We start from the raw sequence: 18,866 nt of genomic DNA, 5'->3' as shown, positions 1-18,866 counted from the left end.
TTCAGTATTTAGTATTTGTCGACCTCGGGGTCGGGCACTAGTCTTGGTTCATCTATAAGACGGCCGGCCCCAGTCACAGGGAGCAGCATGTCCACACAAGAAAAGAGAACCCGAAAAATGGCTGGCGCGCAGACCCCGTTGTTCACCGCGTTGCTGATCGATGGCGAACTGGTCGCAGGTCAGGGTTTTGTCGAACCGATCCTCAATCCGGCCACGGGTGAGGTGCTGACGCACATCGCCGAAGCCAGCACCGAGCAAGTCGAAGCCGCGATCCTCGCTGCCCATCGTGCGTTCGCCAGTTGGTCGCGGACCACGCCGCAGCAGCGCTCGAACCTGCTGCTGGACATTGCCAACGCCATCGAAAAACAAGCCGACCTGCTTGCCCGTCTCGAATCCCTGAACTGTGGCAAACCCTTGCACCTGGCTCGTCAGGACGACTTGAGCGCGACGGTCGACGTGTTCCGCTTCTTCGCCGGCGCCGTGCGCTGCCAGACCGGCCAGCTCAGTGGCGAATACTTGCCGGGTTACACCAGCATGGTGCGGCGCGATCCTATTGGGGTTGTAGCGTCCATCGCGCCGTGGAACTACCCGATCATGATGGCCGCGTGGAAAATCGCCCCGGCCCTCGCCGCCGGCAACACGCTGGTGTTCAAACCGTCCGAGCACACGCCGCTGTCGATTCTGGCCCTGGCGCCCGCGCTGGCCGAGATCCTGCCGCGCGGCGTGATCAACATCATTTGTGGCGGTGGTGAAGGCGTTGGCAGCCACTTGGTCAGTCACCCGAAAATCCGCATGGTGTCGCTGACCGGCGATATCGTCACCGGGCAAAAAATCCTGCAGGCCGCCGCAAAAACCCTCAAGCGTACGCACCTCGAACTCGGTGGGAAGGCGCCGGTGATTGTCTGCAACGATGCGGACATTCAAGCCGTGGTCGAAGGTGTGCGCACGTACGGTTACTACAACGCCGGCCAGGACTGCACCGCCGCCTGCCGGATTTATGCACAGGCCGGAATTCATGACCGACTGGTGGCCGAACTCGGCGCCGCGGTCAGCAGCCTGCGCTTCGCCGGTAAACGCGATGCCGACAATGAAATTGGTCCATTGATCAGCACCCGCCAGCGCGACCGCGTGGCCAGTTTCGTCGAACGCGCCCTCGGCCAGCCGCACATTGAGCGCGTGACTGGCGCGGCCGTGCATTCCGGCGCCGGCTTCTATTACCAGCCGACGCTGCTGGCCGGCTGTAAGCAGAGCGATGAAATCGTCCAGCGCGAAGTGTTCGGGCCGGTAGTCACCGTGACCCGTTTCGATGGGCTCGAACAAGCAGTGGACTGGGCCAACGATTCGGAATATGGCCTCGCCTCCTCGATCTGGACCCAGAACCTCGACAAGGCCATGCAAGTCGCCGCGCGCTTGCAGTACGGCTGTACCTGGATCAACAGCCATTTCATGCTGGTCAGCGAAATGCCTCACGGCGGCCTGAAACGTTCGGGCTACGGCAAAGACCTGTCCAGCGATTCGCTTCAGGACTACAGCGTGGTGCGGCACATCATGGCGCGCCACGGACAGCATCTCTGACTACGCTAATAACAAGCCGCTAACGGCATGCTTCACCACGTTCACAACTGCCCCGACCATAATTAAAGAAGAGGGAATCCCCATGTTCGTGCACAAGACCGCACTGCTCAGTGCAATCACCACGGCGCTGCTGGCCAGTGCCAGTATCCAGGCCGCCGAACCGCTGAAAGCCGTTGGTGCCGGCGAAGGTCAGCTGGATATCGTCGCTTGGCCCGGTTACATCGAACGTGGCGAAAGCGACAAGGCCTACGACTGGGTGACCGGTTTCGAGAAAGAAACCGGCTGCAAGGTGAACGTGAAAACGGCTGCCACTTCCGATGAGATGGTCAGCCTGATGTCCAAGGGCGGTTACGACCTGGTGACCGCGTCGGGCGATGCGTCGCTGCGGTTGATCGCCGGCAAGCGGGTGCAGCCGATCAACACGGCGTTGATTCCGAACTGGAAGAACCTCGACCCGCGTCTCAAGGATGGCCCGTGGTACGTCGTCAATAAACAAACCTACGGCACTCCGTATCAGTGGGGTCCGAACGTGCTGATGTACAACACCAACGTATTCAAGACGGCCCCTGACAGCTGGGGTGTGGTGTTCGAGGAACAGACCCTGTCGGATGGCAAATCCAACAAGGGCCGGGTTCAGGCCTACGACGGTCCTATCTACATCGCCGATGCGGCGCTCTATCTCAAAACGAAACGGCCGGAACTGGGGATCAAGGACCCGTATCAGCTCAACGAAGAACAATATAAAGCGGCGCTGGACCTGCTGCGCAAGCAGCAGCCGTTGATCCATCGCTACTGGCATGACGCGACCGTGCAGATGAGTGACGTCAAGAACGAAGGCGTCGTGGCGTCCAGCAGCTGGGGCTACATGGTCAACGGCCTGGTGGCGGACAAGCAGGCGGTGGCCTCGGTCATTCCGAAAGAAGGTGCAACGGGTTGGGCCGACACCACCATGCTGCACGCCGACGCCAAGCACCCGAACTGTGCTTACAAGTGGATGGACCATTCGCTGCAACCGAAAGTCCAGGGTGACCTGGCCGCCTGGTTCGGTTCGTTGCCGTCGGTTCCGGCGGGGTGCAAGGAGAGCGAATTGCTCGGCGCCGAAGGCTGCAAGACCAACGGTTTCGACCAGTTCGACAAGATCGCCTTCTGGAAAACCCCGCAGGCTGAAGGCGGCAAATTCGTGCCGTACAGCCGCTGGACCCAGGACTACATCGCGATCATGGGCGGCAGATAACACCGCGCATCTGTGGCAAAGGGGCTTTTGTGGCGAGGGGGCTTGCCCCCGTTGGGCTGCACAGCAGCCCTGAAACGGAGAACGCGGTTTACCTGCTAGACCGCGGTGGCTGGCTCTGGGGCGACTTCGCCCCCCAACGGGGCAAGCCCCCTCGCCACAGTGAGCATTCCAGCCACAAAAGCCCATCGATCCAGATTCAGACTTTTCAGATGTCCTGGCAGGGCCGCTGTGACGGCCCTCGCCTTTTCGGAGCACCGCACCATGACGCTTGCAGTCCAGTTCACCAACGTTTCCCGTCTATTCGGCGAAGTGAAAGCCGTAGACCGGGTTTCCATCGACATCCAGGACGGCGAGTTCTTTTCCATGCTGGGCCCTTCCGGCTCGGGCAAAACCACGTGTTTGCGCCTGATCGCCGGTTTTGAACAACCGAGCGCAGGCTCCATCCGGATTCATGGCCACGAAGCCGCCGGGTTACCACCGTATGAGCGTGACGTAAACACGGTATTTCAGGACTACGCGCTGTTCCCGCACATGAACGTGCTCGACAACGTGGCCTACGGTTTGAAAGTCAAAGGCGTCGGCAAAACAGAACGCCGCAAACGCGCCGAAGAAGCCCTCGACATGGTCGCCCTCGGCGGCTACGGCGAGCGCAAGCCGGTGCAACTCTCCGGCGGTCAACGCCAGCGTGTGGCCCTGGCCCGCGCCCTGGTCAATCGCCCTCGGGTGCTGCTGCTCGACGAACCCCTCGGCGCCCTCGACTTGAAGCTGCGCGAGCAAATGCAGAGCGAGCTGAAGAAGCTGCAACGCCAGCTCGGCATCACCTTCATCTTCGTCACCCACGATCAGACCGAAGCACTGTCGATGTCCGATCGCGTGGCTGTTTTCAACAAGGGACGCATCGAGCAGGTCGACACGCCGCGCAACCTCTACATGAAACCGGCGACTACCTTTGTCGCGGAATTCGTCGGCACCTCCAACGTGATTCGCGGCGATCTGGCGCAACAGCTGAGCGGCAATCCGCAGCCATTTTCGATTCGCCCGGAACACGTGCGTTTCTCCGAAGGACCACTGGCCAGCCACGAAATAGAAGTCAGTGGTTTGCTCCACGACATTCAGTATCAGGGCAGCGCCACGCGCTATGAACTGAAACTGGAAAACGGCCAGACCCTGAACATCAGCCAGGCCAACAACCAGTGGCTGGACGTCAGCGCGCAACATCAGACCGGGCAGCGCATCAGCGCACGCTGGGCGCGGGAAGCGATGATCCCACTGCACGACACCGTTGCCGGCGGGGTGTGAGATGACCAGCGTGGCTCTCCCTCAAACTCCGGCCGGCGGCTCGCCGTTGCGCAGGTTTTCCAACCTGCTGTATCGCCGACCGAATTTTTACCTGTCGCTGCTGCTGGTGCCGCCGCTGTTGTGGTTCGGCGCGATCTACCTCGGTTCGCTGCTGGTGCTGTTGTGGCAAGGCTTCTACACCTTCGACGACTTCACCATGGCGGTCACGCCGGACCTGACCCTGGCCAACTTCGCCGCGCTGTTCCAGCCGTCGAACTTCGACATCATCCTGCGCACCTTGAGCATGGCCGTCGTGGTGTCGATCGCCAGCGCCATCGTCGCGTTCCCGATTGCCTACTACATGGCGCGCTACACCACGGGCAAAACCAAGGCGTTTTTCTACATCGCCGTGATGATGCCGATGTGGGCCAGTTACATCGTCAAGGCTTACGCCTGGACCTTGCTGCTGGCCAAGGGCGGCGTGGCGCAGTGGTTCGTTCAACACCTTGGACTGGAGCCGGTGTTGCAGTTCGTGCTGGGCATTCCGGGCGTGGGTGGCAGCACCTTGTCGACCTCGCACCTGGGCCGCTTCATGGTGTTCGTCTACATCTGGCTGCCGTTCATGATCCTGCCGATTCAGGCGTCGCTGGAGCGTTTGCCGCCCTCGCTGTTGCAAGCCTCCGCCGACCTCGGTGCCAAGCCGCGCCAGACCTTCACTCAGGTGATTCTGCCGCTGTCGATTCCGGGCATCGCCGCCGGTTCGATCTTCACGTTTTCGCTGACCCTGGGCGACTTCATCGTGCCGCAACTGGTGGGCCCGCCGGGGTACTTCGTCGGCAGCATGGTGTACGCCCAGCAAGGCGCGATCGGCAACATGCCGATGGCGGCGGCCTTCACGCTGGTGCCGATTGTGTTGATCGCCATTTACCTGACCATCGTCAAACGATTGGGGGCCTTCGATGCACTCTGAGAAAGCTTCTTTAGGATTAAAAATCGCAGCCTGGGGCGGGTTGGTGTTTCTGCACTTCCCGATCCTGATCATCTTCCTCTACGCCTTCAATACCGAAGACGCAGCGTTCAGCTTTCCGCCCAAGGGCTTCACCCTGAAGTGGATCGGCGTGGCGTTCTCGCGGCCGGACGTGCTGGAAGCGATCAAGCTGTCGCTGCAGATCGCCTCCGTCGCCACGCTGATTGCATTGGTGCTCGGCACGCTGGCATCGGCGGCGTTGTACCGACGGGATTTCTTCGGCAAGCAAGGCATCTCGCTGATGCTGATTTTGCCCATCGCGTTGCCGGGGATCATCACCGGGATCGCGCTGCTGGCGACGTTCAAGACGCTGGGCATCGAGCCGGGGATGTTCACCATCATCGTCGGCCACGCGACCTTCTGCGTGGTGATCGTCTACAACAACGTCATCGCCCGTTTGCGCCGCACTTCGCACAGTTTGATCGAAGCCTCGATGGACCTCGGTGCCGATGGCTGGCAGACCTTCCGCTACATCGTCCTGCCGAACCTTGGCTCGGCGTTGCTCGCCGGCGGCATGCTCGCGTTTGCGCTGTCGTTCGACGAAATCATCGTCACCACCTTCACCGCCGGCCATGAACGCACCTTGCCGCTGTGGCTGCTCAACCAGCTCAGCCGCCCACGGGACGTACCGGTGACCAACGTCGTCGCGATGCTGGTGATGATGGTGACCATGCTGCCGATTCTCGGCGCCTATTACCTGACCCGTGGCGGTGAGAGTGTGGCGGGGAGTGGCGGGAAGTAACTGACAACTCAGATCCCAATGTGGAAACCGGATCCTGTAGGAGCAAGGCTTGCCCGCGAAGGGGCCATCACATTCAACATTGATGTTGGCTGACACACCGCCTTCGCGGGCAAGTCGAATCGTCGCACCGCTCGCTCCTACAGGGATTCGGTTCCGACAGAAAAATAATAGCGTCAACGAGGACAACGCCATGCAAACCCAACTCATGATCAACGGCCAACTGCTCGACGGCGAAGGCCCCGCCCAACCGGTGTTCAACCCGGCGCTCGGTCGCGTGCTGGTGGAAATCAACGAAGCCAGCGAAGCCCAGGTCGATGCCGCCGTGCGGGCCGCCGACGCGGCGTTCGACAGCTGGTCGCACACCCCGCCCAAAGAGCGTTCGCGGCTGCTGCTCAAACTCGCCGACGCCATCGAAGCCCACGGCGAAGAACTGGCCAAACTCGAATCCGACAACTGCGGCAAACCCTACAGCGCCGCGCTGAACGATGAAATCCCGGCGATTGCCGACGTGTTCCGTTTCTTCGCCGGCGCCAGCCGTTGCATGAGCGGTTCGGCCGGCGGTGAATACCTGGCCGGGCACACCTCGATGATCCGCCGCGACCCGGTGGGCGTGATCGCCTCCATCGCGCCGTGGAACTACCCGCTGATGATGGTCGCCTGGAAAATCGCCCCGGCCCTCGCCGCCGGTAATACCGTGGTGCTCAAGCCGTCGGAACAAACCCCGCTGACCGCGCTGCGCCTGGCCGAGCTGGCGTCGGAAATCTTCCCGGCCGGCGTGCTCAACCTGGTGTTCGGCCGTGGTCCTACGGTCGGTAGCCCGCTGGTCACCCACCCGAAAGTGCGCATGGTGTCACTGACCGGCTCGATCGCCACCGGCTCGAACATCATTTCCAGCACCGCCGACAGCGTCAAACGCATGCACATGGAACTGGGCGGCAAGGCCCCGGTGATCATCTTCGACGACGCCGACATCGACGCCGCGGTGGAAGGCATTCGCACCTTCGGTTTCTACAACGCCGGCCAGGATTGCACCGCCGCGTGCCGCATTTACGCGCAGGAAGGCATCTACGACAAATTCGTCGAGAAGCTCGGCGCGGCGGTCAGCAGCATCAAGTACGGCTTGCAAGATGATCCGGCGACCGAACTGGGGCCGCTGATCACCGCGCAACACCGCGATCGTGTGGCCGGGTTTGTCGAGCGCGCCGTGGCGCAATCGCACATCCGCTTGATCACTGGCGGCAAGGCAGTCGAAGGCAACGGCTTCTTCTTCGAACCGACGGTGCTGGCCGACGCGCTGCAGGACGACGAGATCGTCCGCCGTGAGGTGTTCGGGCCGGTGGTGTCGGTGACGAAATTCACCGATGAAGCACAGGTGCTCGGCTGGGCCAACGATTCGGACTACGGCCTGGCGTCGTCGGTGTGGACCGCCGACGTCGGTCGCGCGCATCGCCTGTCAGCCCGTTTGCAGTACGGCTGCACCTGGGTGAACACGCACTTCATGCTGGTCAGCGAAATGCCCCACGGCGGTCAGAAATTGTCCGGCTACGGGAAGGACATGTCGATGTATGGGCTGGAGGATTACACCGTTGTGCGGCATGTGATGTTCAAGCACTAACAGCTTCGCGAGCAAGCTTCGCTCCTACAGGTTTTGCGTCGTACGCAATTTTTGCGAACACCCTCCAACCTGTAGGAGCGAGGCTTGCCCGCGAAGGCGTCACCCCGGTTTCAAGGCAGAAACCGGCAACAAGCACCACCAGGTTTCAAAGCCACACCAAAAAAACAATAACCACCGATCCGGGCAGCGCCCCCCAGGCCCCGCCACGGTTTCGGACATCCGAAATCTGCCGATTTTCCGGAGCTAACACACCATGAGCGCAATCCCCGAACTCTCCGCAGCCGCTGCCGACAGCGATGCCGAGCAACTCCGCAAGCTGGGTTACACGTCCAACTTCAATCGCAGCATGAGCCTGTGGGAAAATTTCGCCCTGGGCTTCACTTACCTCTCGCCGGTCGTTGGGGTTTATACCCTCTTCGGCCTGTGCCTGGCCGCAGGTGGGCCACCGATGTTCTGGGCCTATTTGCTGGTCGGTTGCGGCCAGTTACTGGTGTGCCTGATCTTCGGTGAAGTGGTCTCGCAGTTCCCGATTTCCGGTGGCGTCTACCCATGGGCGCGCCGCTTGGTGGGCAAGCGCTGGGCGTGGATGGTCGGCTGGATCTACTCCATCGCCCTGTGCGTCACCATCGCCGCCGTCGCAGTCGGTGCCGGTCCTTACCTGGCCGCGATGATGGGTTTTGAACCGAGCAACAACACCAACATCGTCATTGCCCTGTTCCTGACGCTGTTCGCCACCCTGATCAACCTCAGCGGCACCAAAGTGCTGGCGCGAATCGCCATGTTCGGCTTCCTCTGCGAACTGGTCGGCGCGGTGATCGTCGGCGTTTACCTGCTGATCTTCGAACGCCATCAATCGATCAGCGTGTTGTTCAACACCTTCGACATCAGCATCAACGGTTCCTACCTGCCAGCATTCCTCACTGCATCCCTGGCCGGCATGTTCCTGTACTACGGTTTCGAAGCCTGCGGCGACGTGGCTGAAGAAACCCCGAACCCGAGCAAGCAAATCCCGGTGGCGATGCGCATGACCATCTACATCGGCGGCATCGCGGCGATGTTCGCCTGCCTGGCGCTGATCCTCGCCGTGCCGGACATGCAAGCCGTCATCAACGGCACCGACAAAGACCCGGTCACCACCATCCTCAACAACGCCTTCGGCCCGGTCGGTTCGAAAGTGGTGATGGGCGTGGTGATGATTTCCTTCATCTCCTGCGTCATCAGCCTGCAAGCGGCGGCGAGTCGTCTGCTGTATTCCTACGCCCGGGATGAAATGGTCATCGGCAGCTCACTGCTGAAGAAGATTTCCCCTACCACCCAGGTTCCGATTGCTGCGCTGTTCGTCTCCGGTGTACTGCCGGCGCTGATCATCATTCTGGGCTTCTTCCTGCAAGACGCGGTGGCCACCATCGTCAGCTTCGCCGCCATCGGCATCTACCTCGCATTCCAGATGATCGTGCTCGCGGCGCTGTATGCCCGCCTGAAAGGCTGGAAACCGAGCGGCAAATTCACCCTCGGTGCATGGGGTTGGGCGGTGAACATCGGCGCGCTGGTCTACGGCGTCGGCGCAATCATCAACATGGCCTGGCCGCGTACACCGGATGCGGCGTGGTACATCAATTATGCGATGGTGTTGAGTACTGCGATCGTGATTGGGTTGGGGTTGCTTTATATGTGGATTGCCAAGCCGTATGACCATGGTACGGCGCCTGCGGGGGATGCGTGGAAGGTTAGTCGGTAATTGAATTCGCCCCGGTGCCGATCAGGCGCCGGGGCGAGTTATTCCAAATATTGATCGTAATTGCGCTACTCCCCGTTTTTTGCTCAACCGCAAAAATAGGAAATTCCTACAGATCGAGCCTTCCTGAAAAGACTCTGATTCCTACGACAAGCGTCGCCAGAGTAGACTTGGCGCCGCTAGCGCCTGACCGATAGGCTTTGTCCCGTCGCTGCAAAATCAGCGATCCGGAGTCGAAGCCGGGAAATGTCAGAACGGTGCTTACGTGCCCCCATAGAACTGTGGCTGCTTTTCTACCTCTAGTTCTGCTTTATGGCGGGCCGTGTGGCGCGGGCCTTTCGGCTTCCGTTTTGACCTGGAAGTGTCCCGACTTCGAACGCCACTCGGCTCGCCACCCAACCTGTCGAAGGGTTGGTGGTGACTTTCCTAATCAAAACGGAATTCACGTCATGTCAGAGCACGCTCAAAACTCGCTCCTTTCTTATTTCACCCCAACCATCTTCCCCCGCCACAACCGGTTCCTCCACGCCATCATCCAAGCAAACCAAGCCTGGTTCTGCGTCCAGGACCTCGGACGTTTGATGGGCCGGCCATTGGATCAGCGACTCACCCAAAAACTCGATCCAGATCAGCGTCGATACATCTGGCTGCTGAAAAACGGCAAAACCATCGAATCACTCATGGTCAGCGAGTCTGGAATGTACGCCTTGCTGGTCCACCATTTCGTCCCGGAAAACCGCAACCTGCGCCAATGGCTAAGCAACGAAGTCATACCTGCGCTGCGTGAGTCGAATGCGATGTCGGTGGATAACATGCCGAGCCTGAGTTCGTTGCAATGGGGCGGACTCTCGGTGCCGCTACTGCACTGGCAACAGTCGGCCTGGATCAAATGGCGGGACATGCCTGATCTGGTGCAGGCACAGCGACCGTTCCCGATCATGGGCACCTGCAGCTGAAGACAGGGGGTCTGACAACGCGATACCTGTAGGAGCCGGCTTGCTGGCGATGGACTGAAGCGCGCCGCTTTGAATCAGACAGCACGCTTTATCGTTAACGACCATCGCCAGCAAGCCGGCTCCTACACAGGAGACCGTGCCCACGTTGAGAATCAAGTGTTCTCCAAACCAGCACCAAGTAAAAGGGGCAGACTTTACAGTCCGCCCCTTTTACTTGGAGTTTTCTCGTCCTGAATAAGGTTTACACGGTTACTACAACCATCAAAACCGCGAAACACTCCGCATCGCATCCACCAGATACCGCATCGCAATCCGGTCACTCTCCGACAACTCGCGATACCGCTCCACCAGTTTCAACTCCTCGGAATTAAGCCGACGCCTTCGCCGCCCGATGCCCAGGCAAGGGAAGATTCCCAGCATTTCGGTGATGCCTTGTACTTTCGACATGGACGATGTCCCTCTCTACGTCAAAGAAAACTTCAGATACCGCATCGCCCTTCTCTTTTTCAGCCGCGTCCTTGTACAACTGAATCCCACCGGCCTGAGGGCAGAAACCGGTCATGCCCATAGAATAGAAACTATCCGGGCGCTGAAAAGCGGTTTTTAGAGTAATTAGTCGAAAAAAGCAGAAACGCCCTATAAATCAGAAATCTCTGTGGGAAACGTTAACCGAAACGTCTTGTTTCATTGCGATGCTATCGTCACGCCATCAATCATTTTTGCTCTGCCACCGAACGGTTTAAGCTATTTGGCATCTGTTTAAAGTCCGTTGCGTTTGGTCGAAGGCATGTCCGAACCTCCATTTCTGATCCAGCACGTGCCAGGAACGGCGCGGGATTGTTCACGACAGGTTGTACTTATGCATCGCAGGAATTTGCTCAAAGCGTCCATGGCCATCGCTGCCTACACCGGTTTGTCCGCCACCGGCCTGCTGGCCGCGCGGGCCTGGGCGGGTAGTGGCACCGCTGATGGCGAGGCTCAGGCCTTCGATTTCCAAGCCCTGAAAATCCAGGCCAAGCAACTCGCCGGCAACCGCTATCAGGACACCAAGCAGGTGCTGCCGCCGACTCTGGCGACCATGACCCCACAAAACTTCAATGCGATCCGCTACGACGGCAATCATTCCCTGTGGAAGGATTTGAAGGGTCAGCTGGACGTACAGTTTTTCCACGTCGGCATGGGTTTCAAGCAGCCGGTGCGCATGTACAGCGTCGACCCCAAGACGCGTCAGGCGCGGGAGGTGCATTTCCGCCCTTCGCTGTTCAACTATGAAAACACCACGGTCGACACCAAGCAGCTCACGGGAGACCTGGGTTTTTCCGGGTTCAAGCTGTTCAAGGCGCCTGAGCTGGACCGACATGACGTGTTGTCATTCCTCGGCGCCAGTTATTTCCGCGCGGTAGACGCCACGGGCCAGTACGGTCTGTCGGCCCGCGGTCTGGCGGTCGATACCTACGCCAAGAAGCGTGAGGAATTCCCGGACTTCACCAAGTTCTGGTTCGAGACCCCGGACAAGGACAGCACCCGTTTCGTGGTGTATGCCCTGCTGGATTCGCCGAGCGCGACCGGTGCCTACCGTTTCGACATCGATTGCCAGGCCAGTCAGGTCGTCATGGCTGTCGATGCCCACATCAACGCGCGCACCGCCATCGAGCAACTCGGCATTGCACCGATGACCAGCATGTTCAGCTGCGGCACCCACGAGCGGCGCATGTGCGACACCATTCACCCTCAGATCCATGACTCGGATCGCCTGGCGATGTGGCGTGGCAACGGCGAGTGGATCTGCCGTCCGCTGAACAACCCGGCCACCCTGCAATTCAACGCGTTCGCCGACACCGACCCGAAAGGTTTCGGCCTGGTGCAGACCGATCACGAATTCGCCAATTATCAGGACACGGTCGACTGGTACAGCAAGCGTCCAAGCCTGTGGGTCGAACCTACGACCGCGTGGGGCGAAGGCTCTATCGATCTGTTGGAAATTCCTACAACCGGCGAAACCCTGGATAACATCGTCGCGTTCTGGACCCCGAAAAAACCGGTCGCGGCGGGCGATTCCCTGAACTACGGCTACAAGCTGTACTGGAGCGCTTTGCCGCCGGTCGGCACACCGCTGGCGCGGGTCGCCGCGACCCGTTCGGGCATGGGCGGCTTCACTGAGGGCTGGGCGCCAGGCGAGCATTACCCGGAGGTCTGGGCACGCCGGTTTGCGGTGGACTTCACTGGCGGCGGTCTGGACCGCTTGCCTGAAGGCACAGGCATTGAGCCTGTGGTGACGTGCTCCAACGGCCAGGTCAAGGACTTCAACGTGCTGGTGCTGGATGACATCAAGGGCTACCGGATTACGTTTGACTGGTTCCCGACCAATGACAGCGTCGCACCGGTGGAGCTGCGGTTGTTCATTCGCACCAATGACCGGACGCTGAGCGAAACCTGGTTGTATCAGTACTTCCCGCCGGCGCCGGAGAAGCGGAAGTACACCTGATAGTAAAGGATTGAATGGGCCGGCCCCTTCGCGAGCAAGCTCGGCTCCTACAGGTTTGTGTCGAACGAGAATGATAAGCTCGACACGCCCCTGTAGGAGCCGAGCTTGCTCGCGAAAGCGGCCTGACAAACAACAAACCTCCCCGCCCGGAAACACAAAAGCCCCGATCACATCGATCGGGGCTTTTTGCTTTTACCGCATCACTCAGTCACGCAGATCCGACTCATGAATCGGCTGATCCCGATGCGTCGCGCGCTGATACTGCGCCGGCCAAATGGCCTTGTGCCCTCCCAGGTCGTCATCGGCATGCAATGGCCAGTACGGATCGCGCAACAACTCACGGGCGAGGAATATGATGTCCGCCTGACAGGTGCGCAGAATGTGCTCGGCCTGCGCCGGTTCGGTGATCATTCCTACAGTGCCGGTCGCAATGCCTGACTCCTTGCGCACACGTTCGGCGAAGCGGGTTTGATAACCGGGACCTGTAGGAATTTCCGCGTTGGCCGCCGTACCGCCCGAGGAGACGTCAATCAGGTCCACGCCCAAGTCTTTGAGGCGTCGCGCCAGTTCAACGGTTTCATCAGGGTTCCAGCCGTCCTCGACCCAATCGGTGGCCGACACGCGCACGAACACCGGCAATTCCTCCGGCCACACCGCGCGGACCGCTTCGGTGACTTGCAGCACCAGCCGAATACGATTCTCGAACGAACCGCCATATTGATCGCGGCGCTGATTGCTCAGGGGCGAAAGAAACTGGTGCAGCAGGTAACCGTGGGCGGCGTGGACTTCGACAACTTTGAAACCGGCGGTCAGTGCCCGTTTCGCCGCGTCGACGAAAGCTTGGACGACCTCGGCGATCTGGCCCTCATCGAGCTGCTTCGGTGGCGTGTGTTGCGGGTCGAAAGCAATTGGCGAAGGGCCGACTGGCGTCCAGCCGCTATCTTCAGGTTTGACGCTACCGTGCTTGCCAATCCACGGCCGATGGGTGCTGGCCTTGCGCCCGGCGTGGGCCAACTGAATACCGGCGACAGCGCCTTGGGCGGCGATGAAGCGAGTGATGCGTTGCAGCGGTTCGATCTGTTCGTCATTCCACAAACCGAGGTCTTCCGCGGTGATGCGTCCATCGGCGGTGACGGCCGTGGCTTCGGTAAAAATCAGACCGGCGCCGCCGACAGCGCGGCTGCCGAGGTGTACCAGGTGCCAGTCATTGGCCAGGCCATCGACGCTGGAATACTGGCACATCGGGGACACCGCGATGCGGTTGAGCAGGGTCAATTGGCGAAGGGTATAGGGTTCAAGCAGCAGACTCATGGGGCACCTCTCGAATCAGTGGGCAGGCTCCAGGGTTCTGTTTGAAAAGTCGACGAGTGACAGGAAAAAGGTGCAGCACCCGCCCCCGCGGGCAAAAAATTGACAAGACGTCACAAGGCCAATCAAGCAGTGCTTAGAGCCTAGTCGACAATGGGGGATGAGGGAGGGTTCCAAGAGGTTCAGCGTCCGCAAAATCGCTATCGCCAGCAAGCCGGTTCCTACAGGGTGTGCGCAAATCCTGTAGGAGCCGGCTTGCTGGCGACAGGGTCAGCGCGGTTCGATGTGGGCAATCATCAGCTGGACCGTCTCATTACCGCGAAACTCGTTGAGGTCGAGCTTGTAGGCCAATTCCACCCATTTGATGGTCGGGTTCGGCCAGATATCGCGGTCGATGCCGAAAGCAATGCCGTCCAGTTTCACCGAACCACATTCGCTTCGCAGCACCACTTTGAGGTGCCGTTCGCCAACAACCCGTTGTTCGACCAACTGGAACACCCCGTGAAACAACGGCTCCGGGAAGTGCTGTCCCCAAGGACCGGCATGCCGCAGCGCACGCGCCAGTTCAAGGTGAAACTCCTCGGCCGCCAACGTCCCGTCCGACAGCAAACGCCCGGTCAGGTCCTCCTCGCGCAATTGCCTACGCACTTCAGTGTCAAAGGCTTCGGCAAACAGCGGAAAATTCGCTTCCGGCAAGGTCAAACCTGCCGCCATGGCGTGGCCGCCGTACTTGCTGATCAGGTTTGGGTGCTGCGCCGCCACCACGCTCAAGGCGTCGCGAATATGAAAACCCTGAACCGAACGCCCCGAGCCCTTGAGCATGCCATCGCCCGCGTCGGCAAAGGCAATCGTCGGACGGAAATAACGCTCTTTCATACGCGAAGCGAGGATTCCGATGACGCCCTGGTGCCACTCGGGGTCAAAAAGGCATAGACCGAAGGGCATTGACTCAACCGGCAAGTCCTTGAGCTGAGCCAGCGCCTCGCGCTGCATGCCTTGCTCGATGGATTTACGGTCCTGGTTCATGCCGTCGAGCTGAACGGCCATTTCCCGGGCGAGTCCGGCATCTTCGGTGAGCAGGCATTCGATGCCCAGGCTCATGTCATCCAGCCGCCCTGCCGCGTTCAAACGCGGGCCGACGATGAATCCCAGATCGGTAGAGGTAATGCGCGCGTGGTCGCGCTTGGCGACTTCGAGGATCGCCTTGATCCCCGGTCGTGCGCGTCCGGCGCGAATTCGCTCCAGGCCTTGGTGTACGAGAATCCGGTTGTTGGCGTCCAGCGGCACCACGTCGGCAACGCTGCCCAGCGCCACCAGATCCAGCAACTCGCCGATGTTCGGCTGCGGTTTGCTCTCGTACCAGCCGAGGCTGCGCAGACGCGCGCGCAATGCCATCAGCACGTAGAAAATCACCCCGACGCCGGCCAGTGCCTTGCTCGGAAACCCGCAACCCGGCTGGTTGGGATTGACGATGGCATCGGCCAACGGCAGTTCATCGCCGGGCAAGTGGTGGTCGGTGACCAGCACCTGAAGGCCAGCCTTTTTCGCCGCCGCCACGCCTTCCACGCTGGAGATGCCATTGTCCACGGTGATCAGCAGCTGCGGTGTGCGGGTCAGCGCCACTTCGACGATTTCCGGTGTCAGACCGTAGCCGTACTCGAATCGGTTCGGTACCAGATAGTCGACATGCGCCGCGCCCAGCAGACGCAAGCCCAGCATGCCGACGGTACTGGCCGTCGCGCCGTCAGCGTCGAAGTCGCCGACGATCAGAATCCGCTGACGCTGCTCCAGGGCCGTCACCAGCAAATCCACCGCGGCATCGATACCCTTGAGCTGCTGGAACGGAATCAGCCGCGCCAGGCTCTTGTCCAGTTCAGCCTCGGACAGCACGCCCCGCGCCGCATACAGGCGGGTCAGCAGCGGCGGCAGATCACCGAGGAATGGCAGGGTGTCGGGCAACAGGCGAGGTTCAATGCGCATGGGGTGACAGGTGCTTCTCTTGAATACGTAGGATAAAACCGGATGACGCGGTGAAAAATCAGCCGCGTTCGCCGCTCAGCCACTGCAACTGGACTTCGTGCTGACCACGGTCGTCGGTGACGAAAATCGTCCCTTCGCTGATCATCACGTCCCACTTGATAACGCGCGGCATGTCTTTGGCCAGGGTTTCCAGGACTTCCTGCGGCACAGCAGCGATGTGTACGTTTTTCAGGTTCTTGATCGCCGGGATCACTTTGGTTTCCCAGACGCGCAGGCTGCCGTAGGCCAGCAGACTGGTGCGCTCGGTGCGACGGGAGCACCAGGTCAGGCGATCGGCGTCTGGCTGGCCGACTTCGATCCAGTGCAGGACGCGGTCATCCAGGCTCTTTTCCCACAGGGCGGGTTCATCCACGTCTGACAGACCACGGCCAAACGACAGCTGCTCGTTGTACCAGAAGGCGTAGGCCAGCAGTCGCACAGTCATGCGCTCTTCGGTTTCCGACGGGTGACGGGCGATGGTCTGCTTCACCGTCTCGTAAATGCTGCGGTCGAGGTCGGTGAGGTTCAGTTCAAACTTGTAGGTCGTGGACGGCTGGGCCATGAACGGGCTTCTTGATACGTGGAAAGGCGGCAAGTCTAACCGATGCGGCAGGCAATCAACGAATTCGCGACCATCAACCTTGAGCGACTGACAGCGGGCTATGCTAAAACGCTCTATCAGCCAAGCCTTCGTCCTACAGGATCCAGCATGCCGTTCACCGCCAAACCACTCTCAGGTCTGAAAGTCATTGAATTGGGCACCTTGATCGCCGGGCCGTTTGCCTCGCGCATCTGCGGCGAATTCGGCGCCGAAGTGATCAAGATCGAATCCCCCGACGGCGGTGATCCGTTGCGTAAATGGCGCAAACTGTATGAAGGCACTTCGTTGTGGTGGTTCGTTCAGGCACGCAACAAAAAGTCCCTGACCCTGAACCTGAAACACCCGGACGGCCTGGCGATCCTGAAAAAGCTGCTCGGTGAAGCGGACATCCTGATCGAGAATTTTCGCCCCGGCGTGCTGGAAAAGCTCGGTCTGGGCTGGAAAGTCTTGCACGCACTGAACCCGAAACTGGTGATGGTGCGTCTCTCGGGGTTCGGCCAGACCGGGCCGATGAAGGATCAGCCGGGCTTTGGCGCCGTCGGTGAATCCATGGGCGGCCTGCGCTATATCACCGGTTTCGAGGATCGGCCACCGGTGCGCACCGGGATTTCCATCGGCGACTCGATTGCCGCGCTCTGGGGCGTGATCGGCGCGCTGATGGCCTTGCGTCATCGCGAGGTCAACGGCGGTCTGGGTCAAGTGGTGGATGTGGCGCTGTACGAAGCGATCTTCGCCATGATGGAAAGCATGGTCCCGGAGTTCGACGTCTTCGGCTTCATTCGCGAACGCACCGGCAACATCATGCCCGGCATCACACCCTCCTCGATCCACACCAGCGCTGATGGCAAACATGTGCAGATCGGCGCCAACGGCGATGCGATTTTCAAACGCTTCATGCTGATCATCGGCCGTGAAGACCTGGCCAATGACCCGTCTCTGGCCAGCAACGACGGACGTGACAGCCGTCGCGACGAGATTTATGGAGTGATTGATCGCTGGGTCAATTCGCTGCCTCTGGACACCATCATCGAGCAGCTGAATCAGGCCGACGTTCCCGCCAGCCGGATCTTCAGTGCCGAAGACATGTTCAATGATCCGCAGTACCTGGCGCGGGAAATGTTCCTGAAGGCAAAGCTGCCGGACGGCAAAGATTTCAAGATGCCGGGAATCGTGCCGAAACTCTCAGAGACACCCGGCAGTTCGGAATGGGTCGGGCCGCAGTTGGGCGAACACAATGCGCAGGTACTCAACGATCTTGGCTATGACAAGGAACAGATCGCAAAGCTGCGTGAAGACGGGGCTATTTAAGCTGAAGCGCCTGCTTTCAACAGCACTCCACCACTCCCGCACCTGGCGGGCAGCGGCGGCTTTCGCGTTATTGGCAGGGCCGGTATCGACAGTCTGGGCGCAACCGAAGGAAACTCTGATCTGGTTGCTGCGAGATCTACCACCCACGATAATCTTCGAGGGGCCGAAAAAAGGTCAGGGGATCATCGATCAAATTTTGCCGCAGCTGATCGCCGGTATGCCGCAATACCAGCACACGCTGATGCGGGTGAACCGGGCACGCGCCCTGCAAATGCTCCACGAAGAATCGTTTACGTGCGACCCGTCGTTGCTCAGGACCAAGGAGCGCGAACAGTGGATTTCATTTTCTGTTCCAGCGTTCCGCGCTGTCAGCAATGGCCTCGTCGTCCGCCAGGAAGATCGATCGGTGCTGGAACCTTTTCTGATTGAAGGAGAAGTCGATCTGGCGGCGCTGCTGAAAAGCGGCAGGAATAAAGTCGGCGTGGTTGCCGAGCGGAGTTACGGTGAAGTGGTCGACGCCCTTCTGCGGCTGGCACCGGAAGGAGCCCTGACGCCTCATTACGGCAACGATGCCCTCGGCAGCCTGCTGCAGATGCAGCGCCTGGGCCGATTGCAGGTGGTCTTGGGTTACTGGCCAGAGATCCGCTATCAGGCCAGTCAAAAATTCATCACTGACGACCAGCTGGAGTTTTATCCGATCAAGGACACCGGCAAATACCTGTCCGGGCACATCGGTTGTTCGAACACGCCTCAGGGCCGGCAGGCGATCAGCGAGATCAACCAGCTGCTGCGCAACCTGTCCCGCGAACACCTGGATTCGCTGTACGCAGACTGGCTGGATCCCGCGCGCCGCAGCGACTACCTGAAGGAAACCAAGGCGTTTTTTGAGCATCAGGCCGGGCAATGATAAATCGCGGGCAAAAAGAAACCCCGAGAAGTGGGGAGACGACTCGGGGTTAAACGTGGTCTACATAAAGACCAGT

The 18,866-nt window shown here is 60.1% G+C and carries 15 protein-coding genes; 11 read left to right on the top strand and 4 right to left on the bottom strand.

Annotation, left to right across the window (positions count from 1 at the left end; all coding sequences use genetic code 11):
- The first annotated feature begins 87 nt into the window (after positions 1-87).
- From ACA066_RS05450 to ACA066_RS05415, 8 genes are all read left to right on the top strand, one after another.
- Complete coding sequence (locus ACA066_RS05450; RefSeq protein WP_497698427.1) at positions 88-1,575, top strand: gamma-aminobutyraldehyde dehydrogenase; 1,488 nt, start codon at positions 88-90, stop codon at positions 1,573-1,575.
- An 82-nt stretch (positions 1,576-1,657) separates the two neighbouring features.
- A complete protein-coding gene (ydcS, locus tag ACA066_RS05445; RefSeq protein WP_497698426.1) occupies positions 1,658-2,809 on the top strand; it encodes a putative ABC transporter substrate-binding protein YdcS in 1,152 nt (383 codons plus the stop codon).
- A gap of 261 nt (positions 2,810-3,070) precedes the next feature.
- A complete protein-coding gene (locus tag ACA066_RS05440) occupies positions 3,071-4,108 on the top strand; it encodes an ABC transporter ATP-binding protein (RefSeq protein WP_497698425.1) in 1,038 nt (345 codons plus the stop codon).
- 1 nt (position 4,109) lies between these two features.
- Positions 4,110-5,057 (top strand): ABC transporter permease, encoded by a 948-nt coding sequence (locus tag ACA066_RS05435; protein WP_497698424.1) that lies wholly within the window; start codon positions 4,110-4,112, stop codon positions 5,055-5,057.
- Positions 5,047-5,856 carry an ABC transporter permease gene (locus ACA066_RS05430; protein ID WP_392885678.1) on the top strand — a complete coding sequence of 270 codons (810 nt, stop codon included), beginning with the start codon at positions 5,047-5,049 and terminating at the stop codon, positions 5,854-5,856. The genes ACA066_RS05435 and ACA066_RS05430 overlap by 11 nt, the downstream gene beginning before the upstream one ends.
- Positions 5,857-6,046: 190 nt before the next feature.
- Entirely contained in the window at positions 6,047-7,471 is a 1,425-nt protein-coding gene (locus ACA066_RS05425; protein ID WP_497698423.1) for a gamma-aminobutyraldehyde dehydrogenase, read from the top strand.
- Between the two features lie 253 nt (positions 7,472-7,724).
- The gene (locus tag ACA066_RS05420) at positions 7,725-9,209 is read left to right on the top strand and encodes an APC family permease (RefSeq protein WP_497698422.1); all 1,485 of its coding nucleotides are present in this window, start codon (positions 7,725-7,727) and stop codon (positions 9,207-9,209) included.
- A gap of 446 nt (positions 9,210-9,655) precedes the next feature.
- Positions 9,656-10,162: a BRO-N domain-containing protein gene (locus ACA066_RS05415; RefSeq protein WP_497698421.1), complete on the top strand. Its 507-nt coding sequence runs from the start codon at positions 9,656-9,658 to the stop codon at positions 10,160-10,162.
- A gap of 261 nt (positions 10,163-10,423) precedes the next feature.
- Here ACA066_RS05415 and ACA066_RS05410 read toward each other — a convergent pair whose 3' ends face one another.
- On the bottom strand, positions 10,424-10,609 hold the full coding sequence (locus tag ACA066_RS05410; RefSeq protein WP_017340256.1) for a hypothetical protein: 186 nt from the start codon (positions 10,607-10,609) through the stop codon (positions 10,424-10,426).
- Between the two features lie 412 nt (positions 10,610-11,021).
- Between ACA066_RS05410 and ACA066_RS05405 the strand changes: the two genes are divergently transcribed.
- Positions 11,022-12,647, top strand: a complete 1,626-nt coding sequence (locus tag ACA066_RS05405; protein ID WP_497698420.1) for a glucan biosynthesis protein D — start codon at positions 11,022-11,024, stop codon at positions 12,645-12,647.
- 204 nt (positions 12,648-12,851) lie between these two features.
- On the opposite strand, the gene ACA066_RS05400 is transcribed toward ACA066_RS05405, so the two are convergent.
- From ACA066_RS05400 to ACA066_RS05390, 3 genes are all read right to left on the bottom strand, one after another.
- Positions 12,852-13,958: an NADH:flavin oxidoreductase/NADH oxidase gene (locus tag ACA066_RS05400; RefSeq protein ID WP_497698419.1), complete on the bottom strand. Its 1,107-nt coding sequence runs from the start codon at positions 13,956-13,958 to the stop codon at positions 12,852-12,854.
- A 267-nt stretch (positions 13,959-14,225) separates the two neighbouring features.
- Positions 14,226-15,935: a single-stranded-DNA-specific exonuclease RecJ gene (gene recJ / locus ACA066_RS05395; protein WP_497698418.1), complete on the bottom strand. Its 1,710-nt coding sequence runs from the start codon at positions 15,933-15,935 to the stop codon at positions 14,226-14,228.
- Between the two features lie 58 nt (positions 15,936-15,993).
- Positions 15,994-16,536, bottom strand: coding sequence for a YaeQ family protein (locus tag ACA066_RS05390; RefSeq protein WP_084321888.1), 543 nt, complete (start codon positions 16,534-16,536; stop codon positions 15,994-15,996).
- A 147-nt stretch (positions 16,537-16,683) separates the two neighbouring features.
- Between ACA066_RS05390 and ACA066_RS05385 the strand changes: the two genes are divergently transcribed.
- Both ACA066_RS05385 and ACA066_RS05380 read left to right on the top strand, forming a co-directional pair.
- Entirely contained in the window at positions 16,684-17,883 is a 1,200-nt protein-coding gene (locus ACA066_RS05385) for a CaiB/BaiF CoA transferase family protein (protein ID WP_497698417.1), read from the top strand.
- Positions 17,864-18,790, top strand: coding sequence for a TIGR02285 family protein (locus ACA066_RS05380; RefSeq protein WP_497699808.1), 927 nt, complete (start codon positions 17,864-17,866; stop codon positions 18,788-18,790). The genes ACA066_RS05385 and ACA066_RS05380 overlap by 20 nt, the downstream gene beginning before the upstream one ends.
- Positions 18,791-18,866: the final 76 nt, after the last annotated feature.

The sequence above is a fragment of the Pseudomonas sp. LBUM1651 genome (assembly GCF_059716135.1).
Note: the sequence above shows the minus strand (reverse complement) of the source record. Positions and strands in the feature narration are given on the sequence as shown.